At 68.7% G+C, this 18,581-nt stretch carries 14 protein-coding genes; 11 read left to right on the top strand and 3 right to left on the bottom strand.

Annotated features, from left to right (window positions below; genetic code table 11):
• The first annotated feature begins 150 nt into the window (after nucleotides 1–150).
• The 7 genes from GGR73_RS08230 to GGR73_RS08200 all read left to right on the top strand — a co-directional run bounded on the left by GGR73_RS08230 (nucleotide 151) and on the right by GGR73_RS08200 (nucleotide 8,012).
• Entirely contained in the window at nucleotides 151–762 is a 612-nt protein-coding gene (locus GGR73_RS08230; protein ID WP_039522279.1) for a DUF998 domain-containing protein, read from the top strand.
• Between the two features lie 71 nt (nucleotides 763–833).
• Nucleotides 834–3,476: a leucine--tRNA ligase gene (gene leuS / locus GGR73_RS08225; protein ID WP_104590048.1), complete on the top strand. Its 2,643-nt coding sequence runs from the start codon at nucleotides 834–836 to the stop codon at nucleotides 3,474–3,476.
• A 222-nt stretch (nucleotides 3,477–3,698) separates the two neighbouring features.
• Nucleotides 3,699–4,340 (top strand): LPS-assembly lipoprotein LptE, encoded by a 642-nt coding sequence (locus GGR73_RS08220; protein WP_024939734.1) that lies wholly within the window; start codon nucleotides 3,699–3,701, stop codon nucleotides 4,338–4,340.
• 185 nt (nucleotides 4,341–4,525) lie between these two features.
• On the top strand, nucleotides 4,526–5,554 hold the full coding sequence (gene holA, locus GGR73_RS08215; RefSeq protein WP_047126816.1) for a DNA polymerase III subunit delta: 1,029 nt from the start codon (nucleotides 4,526–4,528) through the stop codon (nucleotides 5,552–5,554).
• Nucleotides 5,551–6,417: a nicotinate-nucleotide adenylyltransferase gene (nadD, locus tag GGR73_RS08210; protein ID WP_184456358.1), complete on the top strand. Its 867-nt coding sequence runs from the start codon at nucleotides 5,551–5,553 to the stop codon at nucleotides 6,415–6,417. The genes holA and nadD overlap by 4 nt, the downstream gene beginning before the upstream one ends.
• A gap of 57 nt (nucleotides 6,418–6,474) precedes the next feature.
• Entirely contained in the window at nucleotides 6,475–6,885 is a 411-nt protein-coding gene (rsfS, locus tag GGR73_RS08205; protein WP_016903759.1) for a ribosome silencing factor, read from the top strand.
• A gap of 11 nt (nucleotides 6,886–6,896) precedes the next feature.
• Complete coding sequence (locus tag GGR73_RS08200; RefSeq protein WP_184456356.1) at nucleotides 6,897–8,012, top strand: J domain-containing protein; 1,116 nt, start codon at nucleotides 6,897–6,899, stop codon at nucleotides 8,010–8,012.
• A 219-nt stretch (nucleotides 8,013–8,231) separates the two neighbouring features.
• Here GGR73_RS08200 and GGR73_RS08195 read toward each other — a convergent pair whose 3' ends face one another.
• Entirely contained in the window at nucleotides 8,232–9,773 is a 1,542-nt protein-coding gene (locus GGR73_RS08195) for an alkaline phosphatase PhoX (RefSeq protein WP_104569794.1), read from the bottom strand.
• Nucleotides 9,774–9,894: 121 nt separating this feature from the next.
• On the opposite strand from GGR73_RS08195, the gene rlmH reads away from it, so the two are divergent.
• Complete coding sequence (gene rlmH, locus GGR73_RS08190) at nucleotides 9,895–10,365, top strand: 23S rRNA (pseudouridine(1915)-N(3))-methyltransferase RlmH (protein ID WP_016903756.1); 471 nt, start codon at nucleotides 9,895–9,897, stop codon at nucleotides 10,363–10,365.
• A 237-nt stretch (nucleotides 10,366–10,602) separates the two neighbouring features.
• Here the strand turns inward: rlmH and GGR73_RS08185 are convergent, their stop codons facing one another.
• Both GGR73_RS08185 and GGR73_RS08180 read right to left on the bottom strand, forming a co-directional pair.
• Complete coding sequence (locus GGR73_RS08185) at nucleotides 10,603–11,274, bottom strand: energy transducer TonB (RefSeq protein ID WP_184456354.1); 672 nt, start codon at nucleotides 11,272–11,274, stop codon at nucleotides 10,603–10,605.
• Between the two features lie 297 nt (nucleotides 11,275–11,571).
• Nucleotides 11,572–12,306, bottom strand: a complete 735-nt coding sequence (locus GGR73_RS08180; RefSeq protein WP_065049755.1) for an SIMPL domain-containing protein — start codon at nucleotides 12,304–12,306, stop codon at nucleotides 11,572–11,574.
• Between the two features lie 122 nt (nucleotides 12,307–12,428).
• Here GGR73_RS08180 and GGR73_RS08175 point away from each other — a divergent pair, with 122 nt between their 5' ends.
• From GGR73_RS08175 to GGR73_RS08165, 3 genes are all read left to right on the top strand, one after another.
• Nucleotides 12,429–13,001, top strand: a complete 573-nt coding sequence (locus tag GGR73_RS08175; protein ID WP_184456352.1) for a Maf-like protein — start codon at nucleotides 12,429–12,431, stop codon at nucleotides 12,999–13,001.
• Entirely contained in the window at nucleotides 13,001–14,500 is a 1,500-nt protein-coding gene (rng, locus tag GGR73_RS08170; protein ID WP_016903751.1) for a ribonuclease G, read from the top strand. Before GGR73_RS08175 ends, rng begins: the two co-directional genes overlap by 1 nt.
• Before the next feature lie 143 nt (nucleotides 14,501–14,643).
• Nucleotides 14,644–18,570, top strand: a complete 3,927-nt coding sequence (locus tag GGR73_RS08165; protein ID WP_184456350.1) for a YhdP family protein — start codon at nucleotides 14,644–14,646, stop codon at nucleotides 18,568–18,570.
• Nucleotides 18,571–18,581 lie beyond the last annotated feature (11 nt).

The raw sequence follows: 18,581 nt of genomic DNA, 5'->3' as shown, positions 1-18,581 counted from the left end.
ATGGTGGCAAACCGGGCCGACACAAGGCTGGCCGGCCCGGGCGCATGGCGTGGCCGGCCGTCACGCCGGCAGGGGTTCACGCCACGCGCGCCCGGCACGACAATGCTGCGTCCTGGTGGCGCAGCCTGCGCCCCGCGTTGGAGCAAGGCAATGACACGCATCGATGGCACCCAGCGCTACCTGGGCCTGGTCGCCGCAACCGTCTTCGTGCTGGCGGTGGCCGGCTTCGGCGTGGCACTGCCCGGTTACCTGCAGGCCAGCCATCCGGTTGCGCTGCTCGGTGCCAACGGGGTGCCGCATGCGCTGGGCTTCAACCTGCTGGCGTTCGTGCTGGTCGGTGCGCTCGGCATGGCCACCGGAGTCAGCCTGCTGGCGCGCATGCCGGCCAGATCCAGCTGGAGCCTGCGCGTGGGCGGGCAGTTGATCGTACTGGCCGGGCTGGCCTTTCTCGGCATGGGCGCCTTGCCCCTGGACCCCACCGATCTGGACGGGCGCGCCAGCCAGGCCCATGCCACCGCCTGGCTGTTGTGGGCGGTGGCGTTCGTGCCTGGCATGTTGCTGCTCGCCGCCGCGCTGCTCAACCAGCCCGGCACCCGCGCACTGGCATGGCTGAGCCTGGGCGCGGGGCTGCTGGTGGCGGTGCTGGCGTTCGGCCCGCCGGGCCTGCTGCGGCAGGCGATCGCCCAGCGCCTGGCGTTCCTGGCCTGGGTCGGCTGGCTCGCGGTGGCGGCCTGGCGCTGGCCGGCCAGACCCGCCACCTGAGACAGCGTTTGGAGCACCTGCTGCACTGCGGTACCCTGTGCCGCTTTGCACCGCCCGAGCATCCGCTCCCAATGTCCACCGTCGAACCGAACGCCTACGACCCGCAGCAGGTCGAAACCTCCGCCCAGCAGTTCTGGGATGCCACCCACGCCTTTCAGGTCGACGAAACTTCGGACAAGCCGAAGTTCTATTGTCTGTCGATGCTGCCGTACCCATCCGGTGCGCTGCACATGGGCCATGTGCGCAACTACACCATCTCCGATGTGGTCAGCCGCTACAAGCGCATGACCGGCCACAACGTGATGCAGCCGATGGGCTGGGATGCGTTCGGATTGCCGGCGGAAAACGCGGCGATCAAGAACAAGACCGCGCCGGCCAAGTGGACCTACGCCAACATCGACCACATGCGCGGCCAGCTCAAATCGCTGGGCTATGCGATCGACTGGTCGCGCGAGTTCGCCACCTGCACGCCCGAGTACTACGTGCACGAGCAGCGCATGTTCACCCGCCTGATGCGCAAGGGCCTGGCCTATCGCCGCAACGCGGTGGTGAACTGGGACCCGATCGATCAGACCGTGCTGGCCAACGAGCAGGTCATCGATGGCCGCGGCTGGCGCTCCGGTGCGCTGGTGGAAAAACGCGAGATCCCGCAGTGGTTCCTGCGCATCACCGACTACGCGCAGGAACTGCTCGACGGCCTGGACCAGCTGGACGGCTGGCCGGATTCGGTCAAGACCATGCAGCGCAACTGGATCGGCCGCTCGGAAGGGCTGGAGATCCAGTTCGACGTGCGCGACACCGACGGCGCACCGCTGGACCCGCTGCGCGTGTTCACCACCCGCCCGGACACGCTGATGGGCGTGACCTTCGTGTCGATCGCCGCCGAGCATCCGCTGGCGCTGCATGCGGCCAAATCCAATCCGGAGCTGGCCGCGCTGCTGGAAACGCTCAAGCACGGCGGCGTCTCCGAAGCCGAGCTGGAAACCCAGGAAAAACGCGGCATGGCCACCGGCCTGACCGCGGTGCATCCGATCAGCGGCGAGCAGGTGCCGGTGTGGGTGGCCAACTTCGTGCTGATGGGCTACGGCACCGGCGCGGTGATGGCGGTGCCCGGCCACGACCAGCGCGATTTCGAGTTCGCCAACAAGTACAAGCTGCCGATCGTGCAGGTGGTCAAGCTGCGCGAGCCGCGCAACGACGACGAGCAGAGCTGGGACGCCAGCCAGTGGCGCGACTGGTACACCGACAAGAGCCGCCCGCTGGAGCTGATCAATTCGGCCGAGTTCGACGGGCTGGATTTCGGCGGCGCCTTCGAGGCACTGGCCGAGCGTTTCGAGCGCAAGGGCCAGGGCCAGCGCCGGGTCAATTACCGCCTGCGCGACTGGGGCGTGAGCCGCCAGCGCTATTGGGGCTGCCCGATCCCGGTGATCTATTGCGCCAAGTGCGGCGCGGTGCCGGTGCCGGAAGACCAGTTGCCGGTGGTGCTGCCGGAGAACGTGGAATTTGCCGGCACCGGTTCGCCGATCAAGACCGACCCGACCTGGCGCCAGACCACCTGCCCGGATTGCGGCGGCCCGGCCGAGCGCGAGACCGACACCTTCGACACCTTCATGGAGTCGAGCTGGTACGTGGCGCGTTACACCAGCCCCAACGCACGCGACATGGTCGACCGCCGCGCCAACTACTGGATGCCGGCCGACCTGTACGTGGGCGGCATCGAGCACGCGATCCTGCACCTGATGTACTTCCGCTTCTATCACAAGCTCATGCGCGACGCGCGGCTGGTGGACAGCGACGAGCCGGTGACCAACCTGCTCACCCAGGGCATGGTGATCGCCGACACCTTCTATCGCGATGCCGATAACGGCGGCAAGGACTGGATCAATCCGGCCGACGTGGAGATCCAGCGCGACGAGCGCGGCCGCGTCACCGGCGCGGTGCTGATTGCCGACGGCCAGCCGGTGCACATCGGCGGCACCGAGAAGATGTCCAAGTCCAAGAACAACGGGGTGGACCCGCAGTCGATGGTGGCCAAGTACGGCGCCGATACGGTGCGGCTGTTCTCGATGTTTGCCGCCCCGCCGGAGCAGTCGCTGGAATGGAACGAGGCCGGCGTCGATGGCATGGCGCGCTTCATGCGCCGGCTATGGGTGCAGGTGCACAAGCATGTGGGCGAGGGCGCTGCCGTTGCACTGGACGCCGCCGCGCTGAGCGCCGAGCAGAAGGCAATTCGCCGCAAGACCCACGAAACCATCGGCAAGGTCAGCGACGACTACGGCCGCCGCCACAGCTTCAACACCGCGATCGCCGCGGTGATGGAACTGTCCAACGCGTTGGCCAAGTTCGACGACGCCAGTGCGCAGGGCCGTGCGGTGCGCCAGGAAGCCCTGGAAGCGATGGTGCTGCTGCTCAACCCGATCACCCCGCACGCCAGCCACACCCTGTGGCAGGTGCTGGGCCACGGCGAGACGCTGCTGGAAGATGTCGCGTTTCCGCAGGTCGATGCCGCCGCGCTGGTGCGCGACGCGCTGACCCTGGCGGTGCAGGTCAACGGCAAGTTGCGCGGCACCATCGAGGTGGCCGCCGATGTTGGACGCGAGCAGATCGAAGCGCTGGCCCAGGCCGAGCCGAACGCGGCCAAGTTCCTGGAAGGGCTGAGCGTGCGCAAGATCATCATCGTGCCCGGCAAGATCGTGAATATCGTGGCGGGCTGATCGTTGCCACGCCGGTCCGTGCAGTGTCGCGGACCGGCGTGGCGACGCGCAGGTGAGATTGCCGCAGTGGCGTGTGGTCATTCATTTCACCGGCGCGTGGCGACGCGTTTGTCATTCCCGGGCGCCGCGTTTTTCGCGGTGCCCTCTCAAGCCCCGTTCACGCGGTGTCGGGCAGGCTAGCCGCCTGTTGCCGCCGCCGGGGCGCTCATCCAGACTGTGCCCATGATTCGATTTCCTACTGCCTTCGCTGCGTCCCTCGTGCTGGTCTCGAGCCTCACCGCCTGCGGCTTCCATCTGCGCAACTCGCTGGCGCTGCCGCCGGACACGCCCGCGGTGAAGGTGCAGTCCGCGGTGCAGTACAGCGAGCTGGCCAAGTTGCTGCGGCGTGGCCTCAAGGCCGCCGGCGCCACCCTGGCCGACGAAGATGCCAAGACCGGCTTTGCGCAGGTGCAGGTGTTGTCCGAGCGTTGGGGCGATCTGCCGATCGCCATCGACAGCCAGGGCCGCGCGCAGGAATACAGCCTGCGCTATGCGGCCATCTTCACCGTCACCACCGCCAACGGCTCGGTGCTGGTGCCGCAGCAGGTGATCGAGCTGTCGCGCGACTACGTGTCGCCACCGGTGGATGCCACCGGCACCGCGACTGAGCGCGAGATCCTCGCCAACGAACTGCGCAAGGACATGTCGGCCTCGATCCTGCGTCGCATCGACAGCGTCGTGCGCGCGCGTGTGGAGCGCGGCGAGACGCTGGAAAGCACGCCCAGCGCGCCGCTGCAGCCAGCCACCACACCGCCGGTGCAGCCGTCCACGCCGGAATCGAGCGTGCCGGCTTCGCTGCCGCCCGCGTCTTCGTCGAATAACTGAGCAACTGGTGATCGTCCCGTCCGCGCATCTGCCGGGCAACCGCGCACGCTGTGCGGAATTGGCTTGCGCCAGGCGCATGTCGCGCTTGCTGCGCGGTGACCGTGCCCAGACGATCGCTGCCGACGCTGTCTTGTGCGTGACGGTGCAGTGGCGTGTGCCTTCGTAGTGATGGAACTTACCTAGTCATGGAACTTCGCCCAGAACAGCTCGCAGGCCAGTCCAATCAGCCGCTGCAGCCGGTCTACCTGATCGCCGGTCCGGAGACCTTGCGCGTGCTGGAGGCAGCCGATGCGGTGCGCGCACGCGCGCGCGCCGAAGGCATCAGCGAACGCGAAGTCTTCGACGCCGATGGCCGGGAGTTCGACTGGAACCAGCTGGATGCGACCTTCAACGCGCCCAGCCTGTTCAGTCCGCGCCGGCTGGTGGAAGTGCGCCTGCCCAGCGGCAAGCCGGGCAAGGACGGCGCCGAGGTCATCACCCGCTTCTGCGCCAACCCGCCGCCGGATGTGGTGCTGTTGATCACCGCCAACGACTGGAGCAAGGCGCACCAGGGCAAATGGGCCGATGCGATCGGCCGCATCGGCACCATTTCGGTGGCCTGGGCGATCAAGCCGCACGAGCTGTCCGACTGGATCGAGCGCCGCCTGCGCAGTCACGGCCTGCGTGCCGACGCCGCGGCGGTGCAGCGCCTGAGCGAGCGGGTGGAAGGCAACCTGCTGGCCGCCGCGCAGGAAATCGACAAGCTGGTGCTGCTGGCCGATGGCAAGGTGCTGGACCTGGAGGCGATGGAGTCGCTGGTCGCCGATGCCGCGCGCTACGACGTGTTCCGCCTGGCCGAAACCACGTTCTCCGGGCAGCCGGCCGCAGCGATCCGCATGCTCGCCGGCCTGCGCGCCGAAGGCGAGGCGGTGGCCGCGCTGATGCCGATCCTGATCAAGGAACTGCTGCGCACCGCGTCCTTGGCCAAGGTGCAGGCCAACGGCGGCAACCTCGCTGCCGAAATGAAGGCACAGGGCCTGTGGGAATCACGCCAGGCGCCGTTCAAGCGCGCGCTGCAACGGCACCCCGAACCACGCCGCTGGGAGCGCTTCGTCGCCGAAGCCTCGCGGGTCGACCGCATGGCCAAGGGCCGCGCCGACGGCGACCCCTGGGTCGGCCTGGAACGCCTGCTGGTGGCCGTGGCCGAATCCCGCGCGGTGAGATTGCTGGCGTGAAGGCCGGCGATGCCGCCGACGGCGACGCGCGCCCCGCCTCCCCAAGCAGCGCAACCCCCGACCAGACCGCAGCTGCGACCCCCTCTAGCAGCGCAGCCCATACCTCGCCGCCCACCAACTCCCACCCGGCAGCGCCGAACCCACGCTCTTCCGATTCCCGAATCCCGATTCCCGAATCCCGGCTCCATCCCGAATCCCAGCTCCACCTCTACTACGGCGGCACCTTCGATCCGGTCCACCTGGGCCACCTCGCCATCGCCTGCGCCGCGCGCGACGAACTGGGCGCGCTGGTGCACCTGGTACCGGCCGCCGATCCGCCGCACCGTCCCGCACCCGGCGCCACCGCAGCGCAGCGCGCGCGCATGCTGGAGCTGGCGCTGGCCGACACCCCCGGGCTGGCGCTGGACACCCGCGAGCTGCAACGCGCCAGCCGCGACCATGCGCCGTCCTACACCGTCGACACCTTGCGCGCGCTGCGCGCCGAGCTCGGCCCCACGACACCGATCGCCTGGCTGCTCGGTGCCGATGCCTTCGTCGGAATGAGCAGCTGGCATCAGTGGGGAGATTTGTTCGAACTGGCGCATTTCGTCATTGCCGCGCGTCCGGGCACGCCGCTGGACCTGGCCGCCGCGCCGCAGCTCGCCGCGGCAGTGCAGGGCCGCTGGGCCGCCAGGGCGGGCGAGCTGGGCACCTCGCCCGCAGGCCGCCTGTGGTCGCTGCAGCAGCCGTTGCGCGGTGAATCGGCCAGCGCGGTGCGCTCGCGCATCACCGCCGGCGGCGACTGGCAGGCGCTGCTGCCGGCATCGGTGGCGGCATTTATCGCGCACGAAGGCCTCTACGGCTGCGCCCCGCCGACTAGCTGAACACGCAGCCGGCCGGACCGGCCTATAATTCGCGCCAATTCCATCGAGTTGCCCGCTTTGACCACCCAAGCCCAAGTCATCAAGACCTCCATCCCGAATCCGCCGCCGTCCGTGCCGGCCCTGCTGGCCACCGTGCGCGAGGCCGTGGAGGAGCTGAAAGCCAAGGACGTGGTCGAGATCGATGTGCGCGGCAAGTCCAGCGTCTGCGATTACATGGTGGTCGCCTCAGGTACCTCGACCCGCCACGTGAAGTCGATCGCCGAAGAAGTGGTCAAGTTCGCCAAGCGCCTGGACGTGATGCCGCTGGGCGTGGAAGGCGAGCGCGAGGCGGAGTGGGTGCTGGTGGACCTGGGCGACGTGGTGGTGCATGTGATGCTGCCGCGCGTGCGCGAGTTCTACGCGCTAGAGCGTCTGTGGACGGTGGGCGACCAGCGTCCGGACGATGCGGAAGCCGATCCCGAAGAGTGAGTGAGCCGGGCATGCCGCGCAATGCCCGACCCCCGACCGATGCGCCTGCCTCGCAGGCGCTGCAACAGCTGCGCAGCCAGGGCGCGCACGCCCCCGGCGCGCCGCTGTCGCCGGCACGCAAGCGCTTCGACCGATTGCTGCGCGACCTGGAACGGCATCGTGCCGACCTGCAGGCCTGGCAGCTTGCACTCGCGCAATGGCGCGAGCGTTACCACGCCGAATTGCAGCCCTTGCTCGACCACCGCCGCGCGGCCGACATCGCCCTGGTCGAAGAGCTCGACCGTGCGTATGCCACGGTCAAACTGGGTAAGGCCGACCGCGCCTTCCTGTCCGAGTTGCTGTGCGATATCGCCGCCCCGCTGATCGAGGCCGGCCACGCGTCACTGCGCCCGATCTACGATCGCCACAGCGCAGCCGGTTACGACCAGGAAGTCGCCGAATCCGATGCGCTGATGAAGCAGATCCTCGGCCAGGCCTACGGGCTGGATGCCGACGAGCTGGATGGCATCGATTCGCCCGAACAGCTCTACGAGCGCGTCAGCGAGCGCCTGCAGCAGGAGCGTGCGCAGCAACAGCAACGCCACACGCAACGGCGCAAGCGTGCCGAGCACAAGGCAGTTGGGGAGAATGCCGAGCCGCCTCCGTTGCGCGAGCTGTATCGCAAGCTGGCCGGCAATCTGCATCCGGACCGCGCCAAGGGCGCCGACGACCACGCCGCGCGCACCATCCTGATGCAGCGGCTCAACGCGGCCTACAAGGCCGGTGATCTGCTGGGTCTGCTCGAACTGCAGGCCGAGATCGGCCTGATGGACGCCCAAGGCGTGGATGCGATGAGCGCCGCGCGCCTGCAGGACTACAACCGCGAACTGGATCGGCAGTGCAGGCTGCTGCAACAGCAGGTGCAGCAGCAGTCGGACGACTTTTGCGCCGAATACGGGCTGGAGCTGCCGTCGCGCCCCAAGCCGGAGCGACTGGGCCGCTTGATGGCCCAACTCAAGCGCGAAGTCGAAGACGACCTGCTGGACGCGCGCCGTGGCCTGCGCGAGCTGGAAGACCCGCAATCGTTCAAGCGCTGGTTGAAGCGACAGCGTGCCATGGCGGGCGCGCCCGACGCGCCCTGGTTCTGATCCCGGTCTTTATGGTGGTTGGCGGCTTGCACACCCGCCATCGCGCGCGCGCGTGCGGCGCGCAGCCTTGGCTGGACACGCTGCCAGCCCTGCAATCGGGACGCGTGCATGCCTGGCGTTGTGCCGGCGGCCGGAGCGACGCTGCCGAACGGAGGCCGGTCCGTTCGGCAGCGCTGGCCGTTGCCCTATGCCTAAGACAGCCAGCTCAGGGCCGCAGGCTCACAACGGCCCGCGTTCCCACGGCCCGGTGATCGCCAGCGTGATGCCCGGGGTCTGGATGTTGACGAACAAGGTGCGCGCCAGCGGATCCCAACAGGCGCCGCAGAACTCGGTATCGCGGTAGTCGCCCTCGGCAATGGTCTTGCCGGCATCGGCGATCTGCTGCGAGGTGAGCTGCACATTGTTCTTGGCCAGATAGAACGATTCGCCGCCGCGGGTCAGCCCGAGCAGCCGCGCGCCGGGGCCGTATTCGTCCGGGCTTTCGCCGCCGTCTTCGCACAGCACCACGCCGCCGCGCGCGCTGACGGTGACATTGTCCGGGTTGTGCGCGGCCAGCTGATTGCCGCTGACGAACAGGGCGCTCAGGCGCTGGGTGAACAGGTCCAGCACCCACACCGCGCCGTTGCCGTAGCCGCGCCGGCCCTGCGCATCCACGCCGGTGCTGGTGTCGACGATGAAGAGCTTGCCGTAGCTGTACCAGATGCCTTCGCCACGGCTCATGCGCAGCGCACCGTCTGCCCAGGCCTGCGCAAACGGCCCGCTCAGGGTGTCGTTGGCGCCGATGTCGGCAAAGCCGGCCGGCGCGGCGATGCTGTCCAGATCCGGCTCTTCGATGTCCACCCATTCCAGCTGGAACTGCTGGCCGATGCTGGCGACGGTGAGATCGGCATTGCGCCGCCCGCGCACGCGTGCGGCCTGCAGCCGGCCACCGTTTTCCAGCGAGCCATTGCGCCCACGGCGGTCGTTGGGAATGAAGCGGTACAGCCCGGCCTTGTTGCGGTCGTCCTCGGTGAGATAGACGATGCCGGTGCGCGGATCGATCGCCACCGCCTCGTGGCTGAAGCGGCCCAGCCCGACCAGCGGGCGGCCGGTGGTGCGCTGGCTGTCCGGGTCCACTTCGAACACATAGCCGTGCTTGCGGCCGGTGCTGGATACCGCGTTGGTCTTGATCTCCTCGCAGCTCAGCCAGGTGCCCCACGGGGTCGGGCCGCCGGCGCAGTTGACCAGCGTGCCGCCCAGGCTGGGCTCCAGGCTGCCCCAGCCGCGGCGGCCATAACTCAGCGTGGTGGTGCCGCCACCGGCGGATTGGGTGCCGCTGACGATGCCGGTGTCGTACATCGCCGGCGCGCGGAACGGCGTGGTCGCACCGCGTTCGTGGTTGCGGATCAGCACGTATTCCAGGCCGCGCAGCGGATCGCTGCCCGGACGCCAGTCGGGCCGACGCAGGCCGACCACGGCCATGCCGTCATGGCGGTCGGGGCAGGGCTGGCCATCGTCCATGCGGTCGCCGCTCCAGCCGAACGAGCGGTAGCTGAAACCGCGCGGCAGCTGCAGCAGCGGCAGTCCGGTGCTCTGGTCGGCGACCGGCGCGAGCGGGCCGTACCGGCTGGGCACCGGGGCAAGTTGCAGCGGCGGCGAGGAACTGTTGGCGGCCTGGGCCTGGCGCGACTGCAGCGCACTCAAACTGCCTAGCGCACCGGCGGCCATCACGGCAGCGCTGCCCTTGAGCACCTGGCGGCGGGCGGGATCGAAAATCGGCATCGAACGACTCCTGCGGGCTGGGTAGTGCGCCGACCCTAGAAGCTCGCTGTAACCGCACCATGACACCGCTGTGATCGCCCCGGTTCCGATGCCCAAGCTGTGACGCGGATATCATGTGGTCATGAAATGCCGACTTATCGCTACCGGCGAGCGCGCACCGGCCTGGGTGGCGCAGGGCTTTGCCGAATATCAGAAACGTCTCTCGCACTGGATGCCGCTGGAGCTGGTCGAGATCGAACCCGGCCTGCGTGGCAAGGGCCGCGATGCACAACGCGCCATCGACGACGAAGGCCGCCGTGTGCTCGCCGCGCTGCCCAAGAACGCCTACGTGGTTGCGCTGGATATCCCGGGCCGCCCGCTCAGTTCGGAACAGCTGGCACAGCGCATGGAGCACTGGCGCGGGCAGGGCCGCGATCTGGCGTTCCTGATCGGCGGCCCCGAAGGTCACGCCGCCGAGGTGCTGAAAACCGCCAGCGAAAGCTGGTCGATCGGCCCGCTGACCCTGCCGCACATGCTGGTGCGCCTGATCGTCGCCGAGCAGCTGTACCGCGCTGCGGCGATGCTGGCCAATCACCCGTACCACCGCGCCTAAGCGGCATCGCGACGGCAGTATGCCGCGCGTCGCCGCTGCGCTTTCGAGATGGGTGTGCGGGCGAGTAGACGCGCGCATCCTCAACCCGATCCGCGAGACCGCACGTCGTCGCGTGCACGCAAGGCGCACTGCAACGATGCGCATGCAACAGCTGAAACCGTGGTCTTGCAGCAGCCGGCTGCGCAACGCCAGACCATGCGGCGACCGGGCATCCGGGTCGCCGCAGGTGATGACGCATCAGTTCAACGAAAAACTCACCGGCACCAGGCCGTAGGCCTGCACGGCCTGGCCGTTCTGCATCGCCGGCTGGAAGCGCCAGTTGCGCAGCACCTGGCTACGTGCCGCCAGATCGAGCGCGCGATGACCGCTGCTGGTCTGCACGCTGACTTCGGCCGGGCGCCCATCGGTGCCGACCAACACGCGCAGCAGCACCGTGCCCTGCTGCCCGGCACGCAGTGCCGCCACCGGGTAACTCGGCGCCGGTGAGCTCAGGTACTGCAACTGGCCTGCCTCGACCGGGCCGCTGGGCGCGGCAATCGCCGGCGCGCTGTCAGACACCGCCTCCGAGACCGCAGGTAAGGCGAACGTTGCGTTGTCGACCACCGCGGGCTCACTGATCACCGGGGTCTGCACCTGCACCGGCACCGTGGTCGGCGGTGTGTGCGTTGCCTTCGGCTTGAACTTCACCTCGATCGGAAACACCGGTGGCGGAGGTGTCTCGATGGTGATGGGCATGACCCAGCGTTCTTTCGGTGCGGGCTGCTGCGGAACCGCCCGGTACGAGAGCGGTATCAACAACAACCCGCCGGCCAGCAGATGCAAGGCCACCGCCGTGCTCATCGCCAGAACGCGCGAGGTGTCGATGCCGGTGGATCGGGAAGAAACCTGCGATTGCGTGCGAACCATCATCCACCTCCTCAACGGAACTGCGGAAAGGACCAGCGCGACCCGGACGCACTACACCATCCGGTAGCGTAGGTTTACCGCGAGCCTTGCGCGGGCACAAGCGATTTCGACGCGCTGGAGGTCGGCTGGTCGATTCGCCCCGGTCCCATCAATCCGCACACATTTGGCACGTCTGACTCGTGTCGGAAGCGGGGCAGGTGTCATCGCAAGGCGAGGCAACACAACTTTTGGCGTGCCCAATAAAAAACTGCCCTCGGGGAGGGCAGTCTGGAAAGCAAACCGAACGCGGTTGCGGTCAGGTCAACGACCCAACTCGAACGTCACGTCCAGGTTGATCGACAAGGTGCTCTCGCCCGGGGCGACCTGGGTGTCCATCTCGGCCTTGGCCGAGCGCATCGAGGCGGCCATCATCATCGGACGCACGCCGCCGCCGCTGCGGCCTTCGGAGATGCTGACGATGCGGCGCACCTTCAGGCCGAGCGACTTGGCATAGGTGTCGGCGCGGGCCTGGGCCTTCTTCAGCGCGGCCACGCGGGCCTCGTCGTAGGCCGGTTCGGGCTGGTCGACCGAGAAGCTGGGGCCGTTGATGTCGTTGGCGCCCTGGGCGACCAGCGCATCCAGCACCTTGCCCAGGCGCGAGATGTCGCGGACCTTGAGGCTGACCGTGTTGCTGGCCTGGTAGCCGTTGATCTTGGGCGCTTCGTTTTCCTTGTAGGTGTACTGCGGGCTGAGGTTGATGCCGGTGGTCTGCACGTCCTTGTCGGCGATGCCGGCGGCCTTGATCGCGGCCATGACCTTGCTCATCTGTTCGGCGTTCTGGCGCATGGCGGCGTTGCCGTCGGCGGCCTGGGTGACCACGCCGGCCGACAGCGTGGCGATGTCCGGTATGCGCTTGGCCTCCGCCTCGGCCGACACGTTGAGCAGGGTGCCGTCGTTGGGAATGGTGTAGCTCGGAGCGGTCTGGGCGTGGGCGGTCATGGCGGTTCCGGCAGCGATGGACAGGGCCAGCAACAACGGTTTGAGGGTGGTACGCATGAGATCTCCTTGTCTGTAGGGGAAGCGTGTTGCCGGTTCGATGAACATGTTGTGAGTCGAACGCGACCACTGCCGCCCGGATCGGCAAGCGGGCGGGGAGGGGCAACAGGTATGCTGGACGGATGCTCTATCTCGCCTCCCGGTCGCCGCGCCGGCAAGAACTGCTGCAACGCTTGGATGTGCCTTTCCAGACCCTGCAACTGGACGTGCCCGAACTGCGCGCGCCCGACGAATCGCCTGCGCAATACGTGCAGCGCGTGGCGCTGGACAAGGCGCGTGCCGGCCTGGCGCAGGTGCAGGCCAGCGACCCCGATGCGATCGTGCTCGGCTCCGATACCGAGGTGGTGCTGGGCGAGCGGGTGTTCGGCAAGCCGGCCGATTCGGACGATGCGATCGCCATGCTGAGCCTGCTGTCCGGGCGTACCCACCAGGTGCTCACGGCCGTGGTTCTAGTCTGCGCGCAACGCGCCCCGGTGCAGACGCTGGTGGTGTCGGAGGTGACCTTCGCGCCACTCGATGCTGCGCAGATCGCCGCGTACGTTGCGTGCGGCGAGCCGATGGGCAAGGCCGGCGCGTATGCGATCCAAGGCCGCGCCGAACGTTTTATCAGCCATCTGGCCGGCAGCTATTCCGGCGTGATGGGATTGCCGCTGTTTCACACCTCGCAGTTGCTCACAGCCCTCGGAGCGCATTGATGTCGGAAGAGATCTTGGTCAACGTCACCCCGCGCGAAACCCGCGTCGCGGTGATCGAGAACGGCATGCTGCAGGAGCTGCATATCGAGCGCGGCTGGCGCCGGGGCGTGGTCGGCAATATCTACAAGGGCAAGGTGCAACGGGTGATGCCGGGCATGCAGGCGGCATTTGTCGAGCTGGGCCTGGAGCGCGCCGCGTTCCTGCACGCCAACGACGTGGTGCGCCCGGCGCCGGCACCGGCCAGCGTGGTCGATACCGAGGAGACCCCGATCCCGCCGCCGCCGGCGGCTGCGGTGCCGATCGTGGAACTGCTGCGCGACGGCCAGGAGATCGTGGTGCAGGTGGTCAAGGACCCGATCGGCACCAAGGGCGCGCGGCTGACCACGCAGATCAGTATTCCTTCGCGCTACCTGGTGCTGCTGCCGCAATCCAAGATCGTCGGGGTGTCGGCGCGGATCGAGGACGAGGCCGAGCGGTTGCGCCTGAAGACCATCGTCAGCGAGGTCTCGGCCCAGCACGGCGGCTTTGGCTACATCATCCGCACCAACGCCGAAGGCCAGCCGGCCGAGGCGCTGGCCGAGGACATCGCCTACCTGTCGCGGGTCTGGAACGTGGTCGAGCGGCGCGGCCGCGAGGCGCCGCCGTGCAGCATCATCTACGAAGACCTGAGCCTGCCGTTGCGTGCGGTGCGCGATCTGATCCGCCGCGATGTGGAAAAGGTCAAGGTCGACTCCAACGAGACCTTCGTGCAGTTGCAGGCCTTCGTGGCCAAGTACATGCCGGTGCTGGCCGAGCGACTGGAGCTGTATACCGGCGACCGGCCGATCTTCGACCTGTACGGGGTCGAGGACGAGATCGGGCGCGCGCTGAACAAGCAGGTGCCGCTCAAGTCCGGCGGCTACCTGGTGATCGACCAGACCGAGGCGATGACCACCATCGACGTCAACACCGGTTCGTTCGTCGGCCAGCGCAATCTCGAGGAAACCGTATTCCGCACCAACCTGGAGGCCGCGCAGGCAGTGGCGCGGCAACTGCGGCTGCGCAACCTGGGCGGCATCATCATCATCGACTTCATCGACATGGACGATGCCGAGCACCGCCGCCAGGTGCTGCGCACGCTGGAGAAAGCGCTGGCGCGCGATCACGCCAAGACCACCGTGTACGAATTCTCGCCGCTGGGCCTGGTCGAGATGACCCGCAAGCGCACCGTCGAAAGCCTGGAGCGGCAGCTGTCGGAAACCTGCGGCCAGTGCAGCGGGCGCGGCACCATCAAGACCGCCGAAACGGTGACCTACGAGATCTTCCGCGAGATCACCCGCGCGGTACGCCAGTTCGATGCGGCGCGGCTGCTGGTGATCGCCTCGTCGAAGGTGGTCGCCCGCATCACCGACGAAGAGTCGGCCGCGGTGGCCGAGCTGGAGGAATTCCTCGGCAAGAGCATCCGCTTCCAGTCCGACGACCAGTATCTGCAGGAGCAGTTCGATGTGGTGCTGCTGTGAGTCCGGGATTGGGGAGTCGGGATTCGGGATTGGTCAACGCCGGCTCTGGTAGCGTGGCTTGGTCCGATAATGGCGCTTGACGGCACCGTGCGCGGCTTTGCTTTGACCAATCCCCAATCTCCAATGCCCAATCCCCGCCCCTGATGCCCACCCCGCTGCGCCGCCGTCTCCGTCTGTTTCGCCGCTATGCGATCACTGCCACCGCGCTTGCGCTGGTGGCGATCGCGTTGCTGGTGGGCGCGGCCAGCCAGGCGTTGCCGTTGGCCGAGCAGCGGCCGCAGCAGATCGCCGCATGGCTGAGCGAGCGCGCCGGCCAGCCGATCGCGTTCGATCGCCTGCAGACCGAATGGACCCGGCGCGGGCCGTTGCTGCGACTGGATGGCCTGCGGATCGGCCCGCATGGCGAGGTGCGTGTGGGCCAAGCCGAAATCCTGCTGGCGATGTACGCCGGCCTGTTGCCCGGCCACTCGCTGACCGAGGTGCGTCTGCGTGGCCTGGCGCTGACGCTGCAACGTAGCGACGATGGCGTGTGGTCGGTGCAGGGCCTGCCGGCCGGGCGGCGTTCGGACCCGTTGGAAGCGCTGCGCCGGCTCGGCGAGATCCAGGTGGCCGAGGCGCGCCTGCGCGTGGCCGCGCCGTCGATCGGCGTGGATACCACGCTGCCGCGCATCGACCTGCGCCTGCGCGTCAACGGCTCGACGGTGAAGGTCGGCAGCCGCGCCTGGATCGACCTGCAGCGCGCACCGCTGACCACGGTGATCGCGTTCGATCGCGACAGCGGTGACGGCAGCGCCTATGCACAAGCCGACCCGGCCGATCTGGCCGCCTGGGCGGCGTTGCTGCAGTTCGGCGGCATGCGCGTGGACGGCGGCGGCGGACGCCTGCAGGCCTGGGCGCAGTTGCGCGCGCGCCGGATCACTGCAGTCACCGTGGATGCCGATCTGCAGCAACTGCGATTGTCCGGGGCGGCATTGCCCGAGCAGACCGCACGCCGCACGTTGGTGTGGGAGCGGCTGCAGGCGCGCGCGCGCTGGCAGACCATCGACGGCGGCTGGCGCATGGATGCGCCGCTGCTGCGCTTGGGCCAGGCGGCCAGGCTGCAGCGGCTGGACGGGCTGAGCGTTGCCGGCGGGCGCCGTTATGCGGTGGTGGGCAACCACCTCGATGTCTCGGGCCTGATCGCGGCGGCCGCCTTGAGCGAGCAACTGTCGCCTGGCCTGCGGCGCTGGCTGAGCCTGTCACGGCCGCAGTTGCGCCTGGCCGATCTGCAGATCGCCGGCGAGCAGGGCGGAGCGGTGCGCGCGCAGGGCCGGATCGAGGAACTGGGCTTTTTGCCGGTGGGCAACGCGCCGGGCATCAGCGGCCTGCGCGGCCGGATCGATGGCGATGCGCAGGCAATCCAGCTCGACCCCGCAGCGGATGCCACGCTGCGCTTCGACTGGCCGACCGGTTTCGGGGTGGTGCACGAGTTGCAGCTGGCCGGCAGCATCGTGGGCTGGCGCGACGGCGCCGGCTGGCAGGTCGCCACGCCGGCGTTGCGCGTGCAGGCCAAGGACTATGGCGCCAGCGTGCGCGGCGGGCTGTGGTTCCAGAACGATGGCAGCCGCCCGCGCATCCAGCTGGCCACGCAACTGGACGATGTCGCCCTGCCAGTGGCGCGCAAGTTCTGGATCCGCTCCAAGATGAGCAAGGCGGCCATCGACTGGCTGGACACGGCGGTTGCCGGTGGCGTGATCACCGGCGGCACCGGCCTGGTCAGCGGCGACCTGGACGACTGGCCGTTCGACAACAACGACGGCCGGTTCGAGGCCTTAGGCCAGATCCGCGACGGCGTGATCCCGTTCAATCCGGACTGGCCGGCGATGGAGCAGGTGCAGGCCGATCTGCGCTTCATCGGCAACGGATTTTCCCTGCAGGGCAAGGGCGAGCTGGCCGGTGCGCCGATCGCGTCGCTGGAGGCGGGCATTCCCAGCTTCGCCACCTCCGAGCTGTACGTGCGCGCCTCCACCCGGGCTGATGCCGCGCAGCTGCTGGGCATGTTGCGCAAGAGCCCGCTGGAGCAGCGCTACGGCGATACCTTGCGCAACCTCACGGTGTCCGGCCCGGCAGCGGTGAGCTTCGACCTGCTGCGTCCCCTGCGCACCGGCGGTGTAGGCGGCCATCTACAGGGCACGGTCGCGCTGCAGGGGGCCAGGCTGGGCGATGCGCGCTGGAACCTGGCCTTCGACCAGGTCAGTGGACAGGCCGAGTACCGCGACAGCGGCTTTGCCGCCGAGCGCCTGAGCGTGCAGCACCAGGGCCGCATCGGCGAGTTGTCGTTGCGTGCCGGTGGCTTCGTGCAGGACCCCAAGCAGGCCTTCGAGGCGCGCTTTGGCGCTACCCTGGATGCGAAAGAGCTGTTCGACCGCGCGCCGCAGATGGAATGGTTGCGCCCCTACGTGCATGGCAGCGCACCGTGGCAGGTGGGCGTGGACGTGCCGCTGACCTCGCCGGGGCAGGCCGACGCGCAGGCGTTGCTGACGCTGCGCTCGCAGTTGGTCGGCATCACTTTGGATTTGCCCGCACCCTTGGACAAGGCGGCCACGCAGCCGCTGGACACGCAGGTCAGGGTGGCCTTGCCGGTGGGCGATGGCGACATCGACGTGGCCTTCGGCAAGCTGGTTGCGCTCAAGGCCAGCAGCCAGGGCAACCAGACCGGCGTGCGCGTGGTCATGGGCACCGACACGGTCACCGAGCGGCCGCCCGCCAACGGCCTGGTGGTCACCGGCCGCACTGCCTCGCTGGATGCGATCGACTGGATCAGCCTGGCGCGCGGCAGCAGCGAGCCGGACATGCCGCCACTGCCGGGCCAGCCGGCAGTACCGAAACAGGACGCCGTGCCATTGCAGCAGGTCGATGTGCAGGCCGACCGGTTGCTGATGATCGGTGGCGTGTTCCCGCAGACGCGCCTGCGCCTGCGGCCGACCCGCGACGCGGTGGCGGTGACCCTGGACGGCCCGTCGCTGGCCGGCCAGCTTAGCGTGCCCAATGCCGATGGCGCCGCCGTGCAGGGCAAGCTGAGCACGGTGCACTGGCAGCCGGTGGCTGCACCGGCCGAGCCGGCCGTGCCCGAGCCGGGCGATCCGCTGGCCGGTGCCTTGCCGGAACCGGCGCGCCGCGCGGTGGCCGAGTTCGACCCGGTCTCGATCCCGCCGCTGTCGCTGGACATCGACGACCTGCAGGTCGGCAAGATGACCCTGGGCGCGGCCACCCTGCGCAGCAGCCGGCTGACCGACGGCATGCAGGTGGACCAGCTGCAACTGCGCTCCAACGACCAGAACATCGGCCTGACCGGCGCCTGGCGCGGCAAGGGCGATTCCGCCAGCACCCGGCTGTCGGCACGGGTGGACAGCCGCAACCTCGGCAACCTGCTGCAGAACCTCACCCTGGGCGGCCAGCTGCGCGGCGGCGAAGGCCAGCTGGAACTCAATGCCGGCTGGCAGGGCTCGCCGACCGGGTTTGCGCTCGGTTCGCTGGATGGCGACCTCAAGATCGACGTGCGCAACGGCCAACTGCTGGAAGTGGACCCCGGCGCCGGTCGCGTGCTCGGCCTGCTCAGCGTGGCGCAGTTGCCGCGCCGGCTGATGTTCGACTTCCGCGATTTCTTCTCCAAGGGGCTGGCCTTCAACAAGCTGGACGGCCAGGTGCGCTTCGGCGAGGGCTTCGCGCGCACCGATGCGATCCGCATCGAAGGCCCGGCCGCCGACATCGCCATCCGGGGGCAGACCGACCTGCGCGCGCAGACCTTCGACCAGACCGTGGACGTGAACCCCAAGGCCGGCAATCTGCTCACCGTGGTTGGCGCGGTGGCCGGCGGCCCGGTCGGAGCGGCGGTGGGCGCGGCCGCCAATGCGGTGCTCGGCAAACCGCTCGGGGCGATCGGCGCCAAGACCTATCACGTCACCGGGCCGTGGAAGGATCCGCAGGTGGACGTGGTGGAGCGCGAAGTGCGCGAGCGGGCGCCCGGCAAGCCGCCTGCAGAAGGCGCGCCCACCGCAACGCCAGCCACGCCCGGTCGGTCGCCACGCTGACGCGTCCGGTT

The sequence above is a fragment of the Xanthomonas sp. F14 genome (genome assembly GCF_014199865.1).
Note: the sequence above shows the minus strand (reverse complement) of the source record. Positions and strands in the feature narration are given on the sequence as shown.

Excerpts from the sequence above, each read along its gene's own strand:
- GGR73_RS08230 (WP_039522279.1), top strand. The coding sequence starts at position 151 with ATGACACGCATCGATGGCACCCAGCGCTACCTGGGCCTGGTCGCCGCA.
- leuS (WP_104590048.1), top strand. The coding sequence starts at position 834 with ATGTCCACCGTCGAACCGAACGCCTACGACCCGCAGCAGGTCGAAACC.
- GGR73_RS08220 (WP_024939734.1), top strand. The coding sequence starts at position 3,699 with ATGATTCGATTTCCTACTGCCTTCGCTGCGTCCCTCGTGCTGGTCTCG.
- holA (WP_047126816.1), top strand. The coding sequence starts at position 4,526 with ATGGAACTTCGCCCAGAACAGCTCGCAGGCCAGTCCAATCAGCCGCTG.
- GGR73_RS08200 (WP_184456356.1), top strand. The coding sequence starts at position 6,897 with ATGCCGCGCAATGCCCGACCCCCGACCGATGCGCCTGCCTCGCAGGCG.
- GGR73_RS08195 (WP_104569794.1), bottom strand. The coding sequence starts at position 9,773 with ATGCCGATTTTCGATCCCGCCCGCCGCCAGGTGCTCAAGGGCAGCGCT.
- rlmH (WP_016903756.1), top strand. The coding sequence starts at position 9,895 with ATGAAATGCCGACTTATCGCTACCGGCGAGCGCGCACCGGCCTGGGTG.
- GGR73_RS08185 (WP_184456354.1), bottom strand. The coding sequence starts at position 11,274 with ATGATGGTTCGCACGCAATCGCAGGTTTCTTCCCGATCCACCGGCATC.
- GGR73_RS08180 (WP_065049755.1), bottom strand. The coding sequence starts at position 12,306 with ATGCGTACCACCCTCAAACCGTTGTTGCTGGCCCTGTCCATCGCTGCC.
- GGR73_RS08175 (WP_184456352.1), top strand. The coding sequence starts at position 12,429 with ATGCTCTATCTCGCCTCCCGGTCGCCGCGCCGGCAAGAACTGCTGCAA.
- rng (WP_016903751.1), top strand. The coding sequence starts at position 13,001 with ATGTCGGAAGAGATCTTGGTCAACGTCACCCCGCGCGAAACCCGCGTC.
- GGR73_RS08165 (WP_184456350.1), top strand. The coding sequence starts at position 14,644 with ATGCCCACCCCGCTGCGCCGCCGTCTCCGTCTGTTTCGCCGCTATGCG.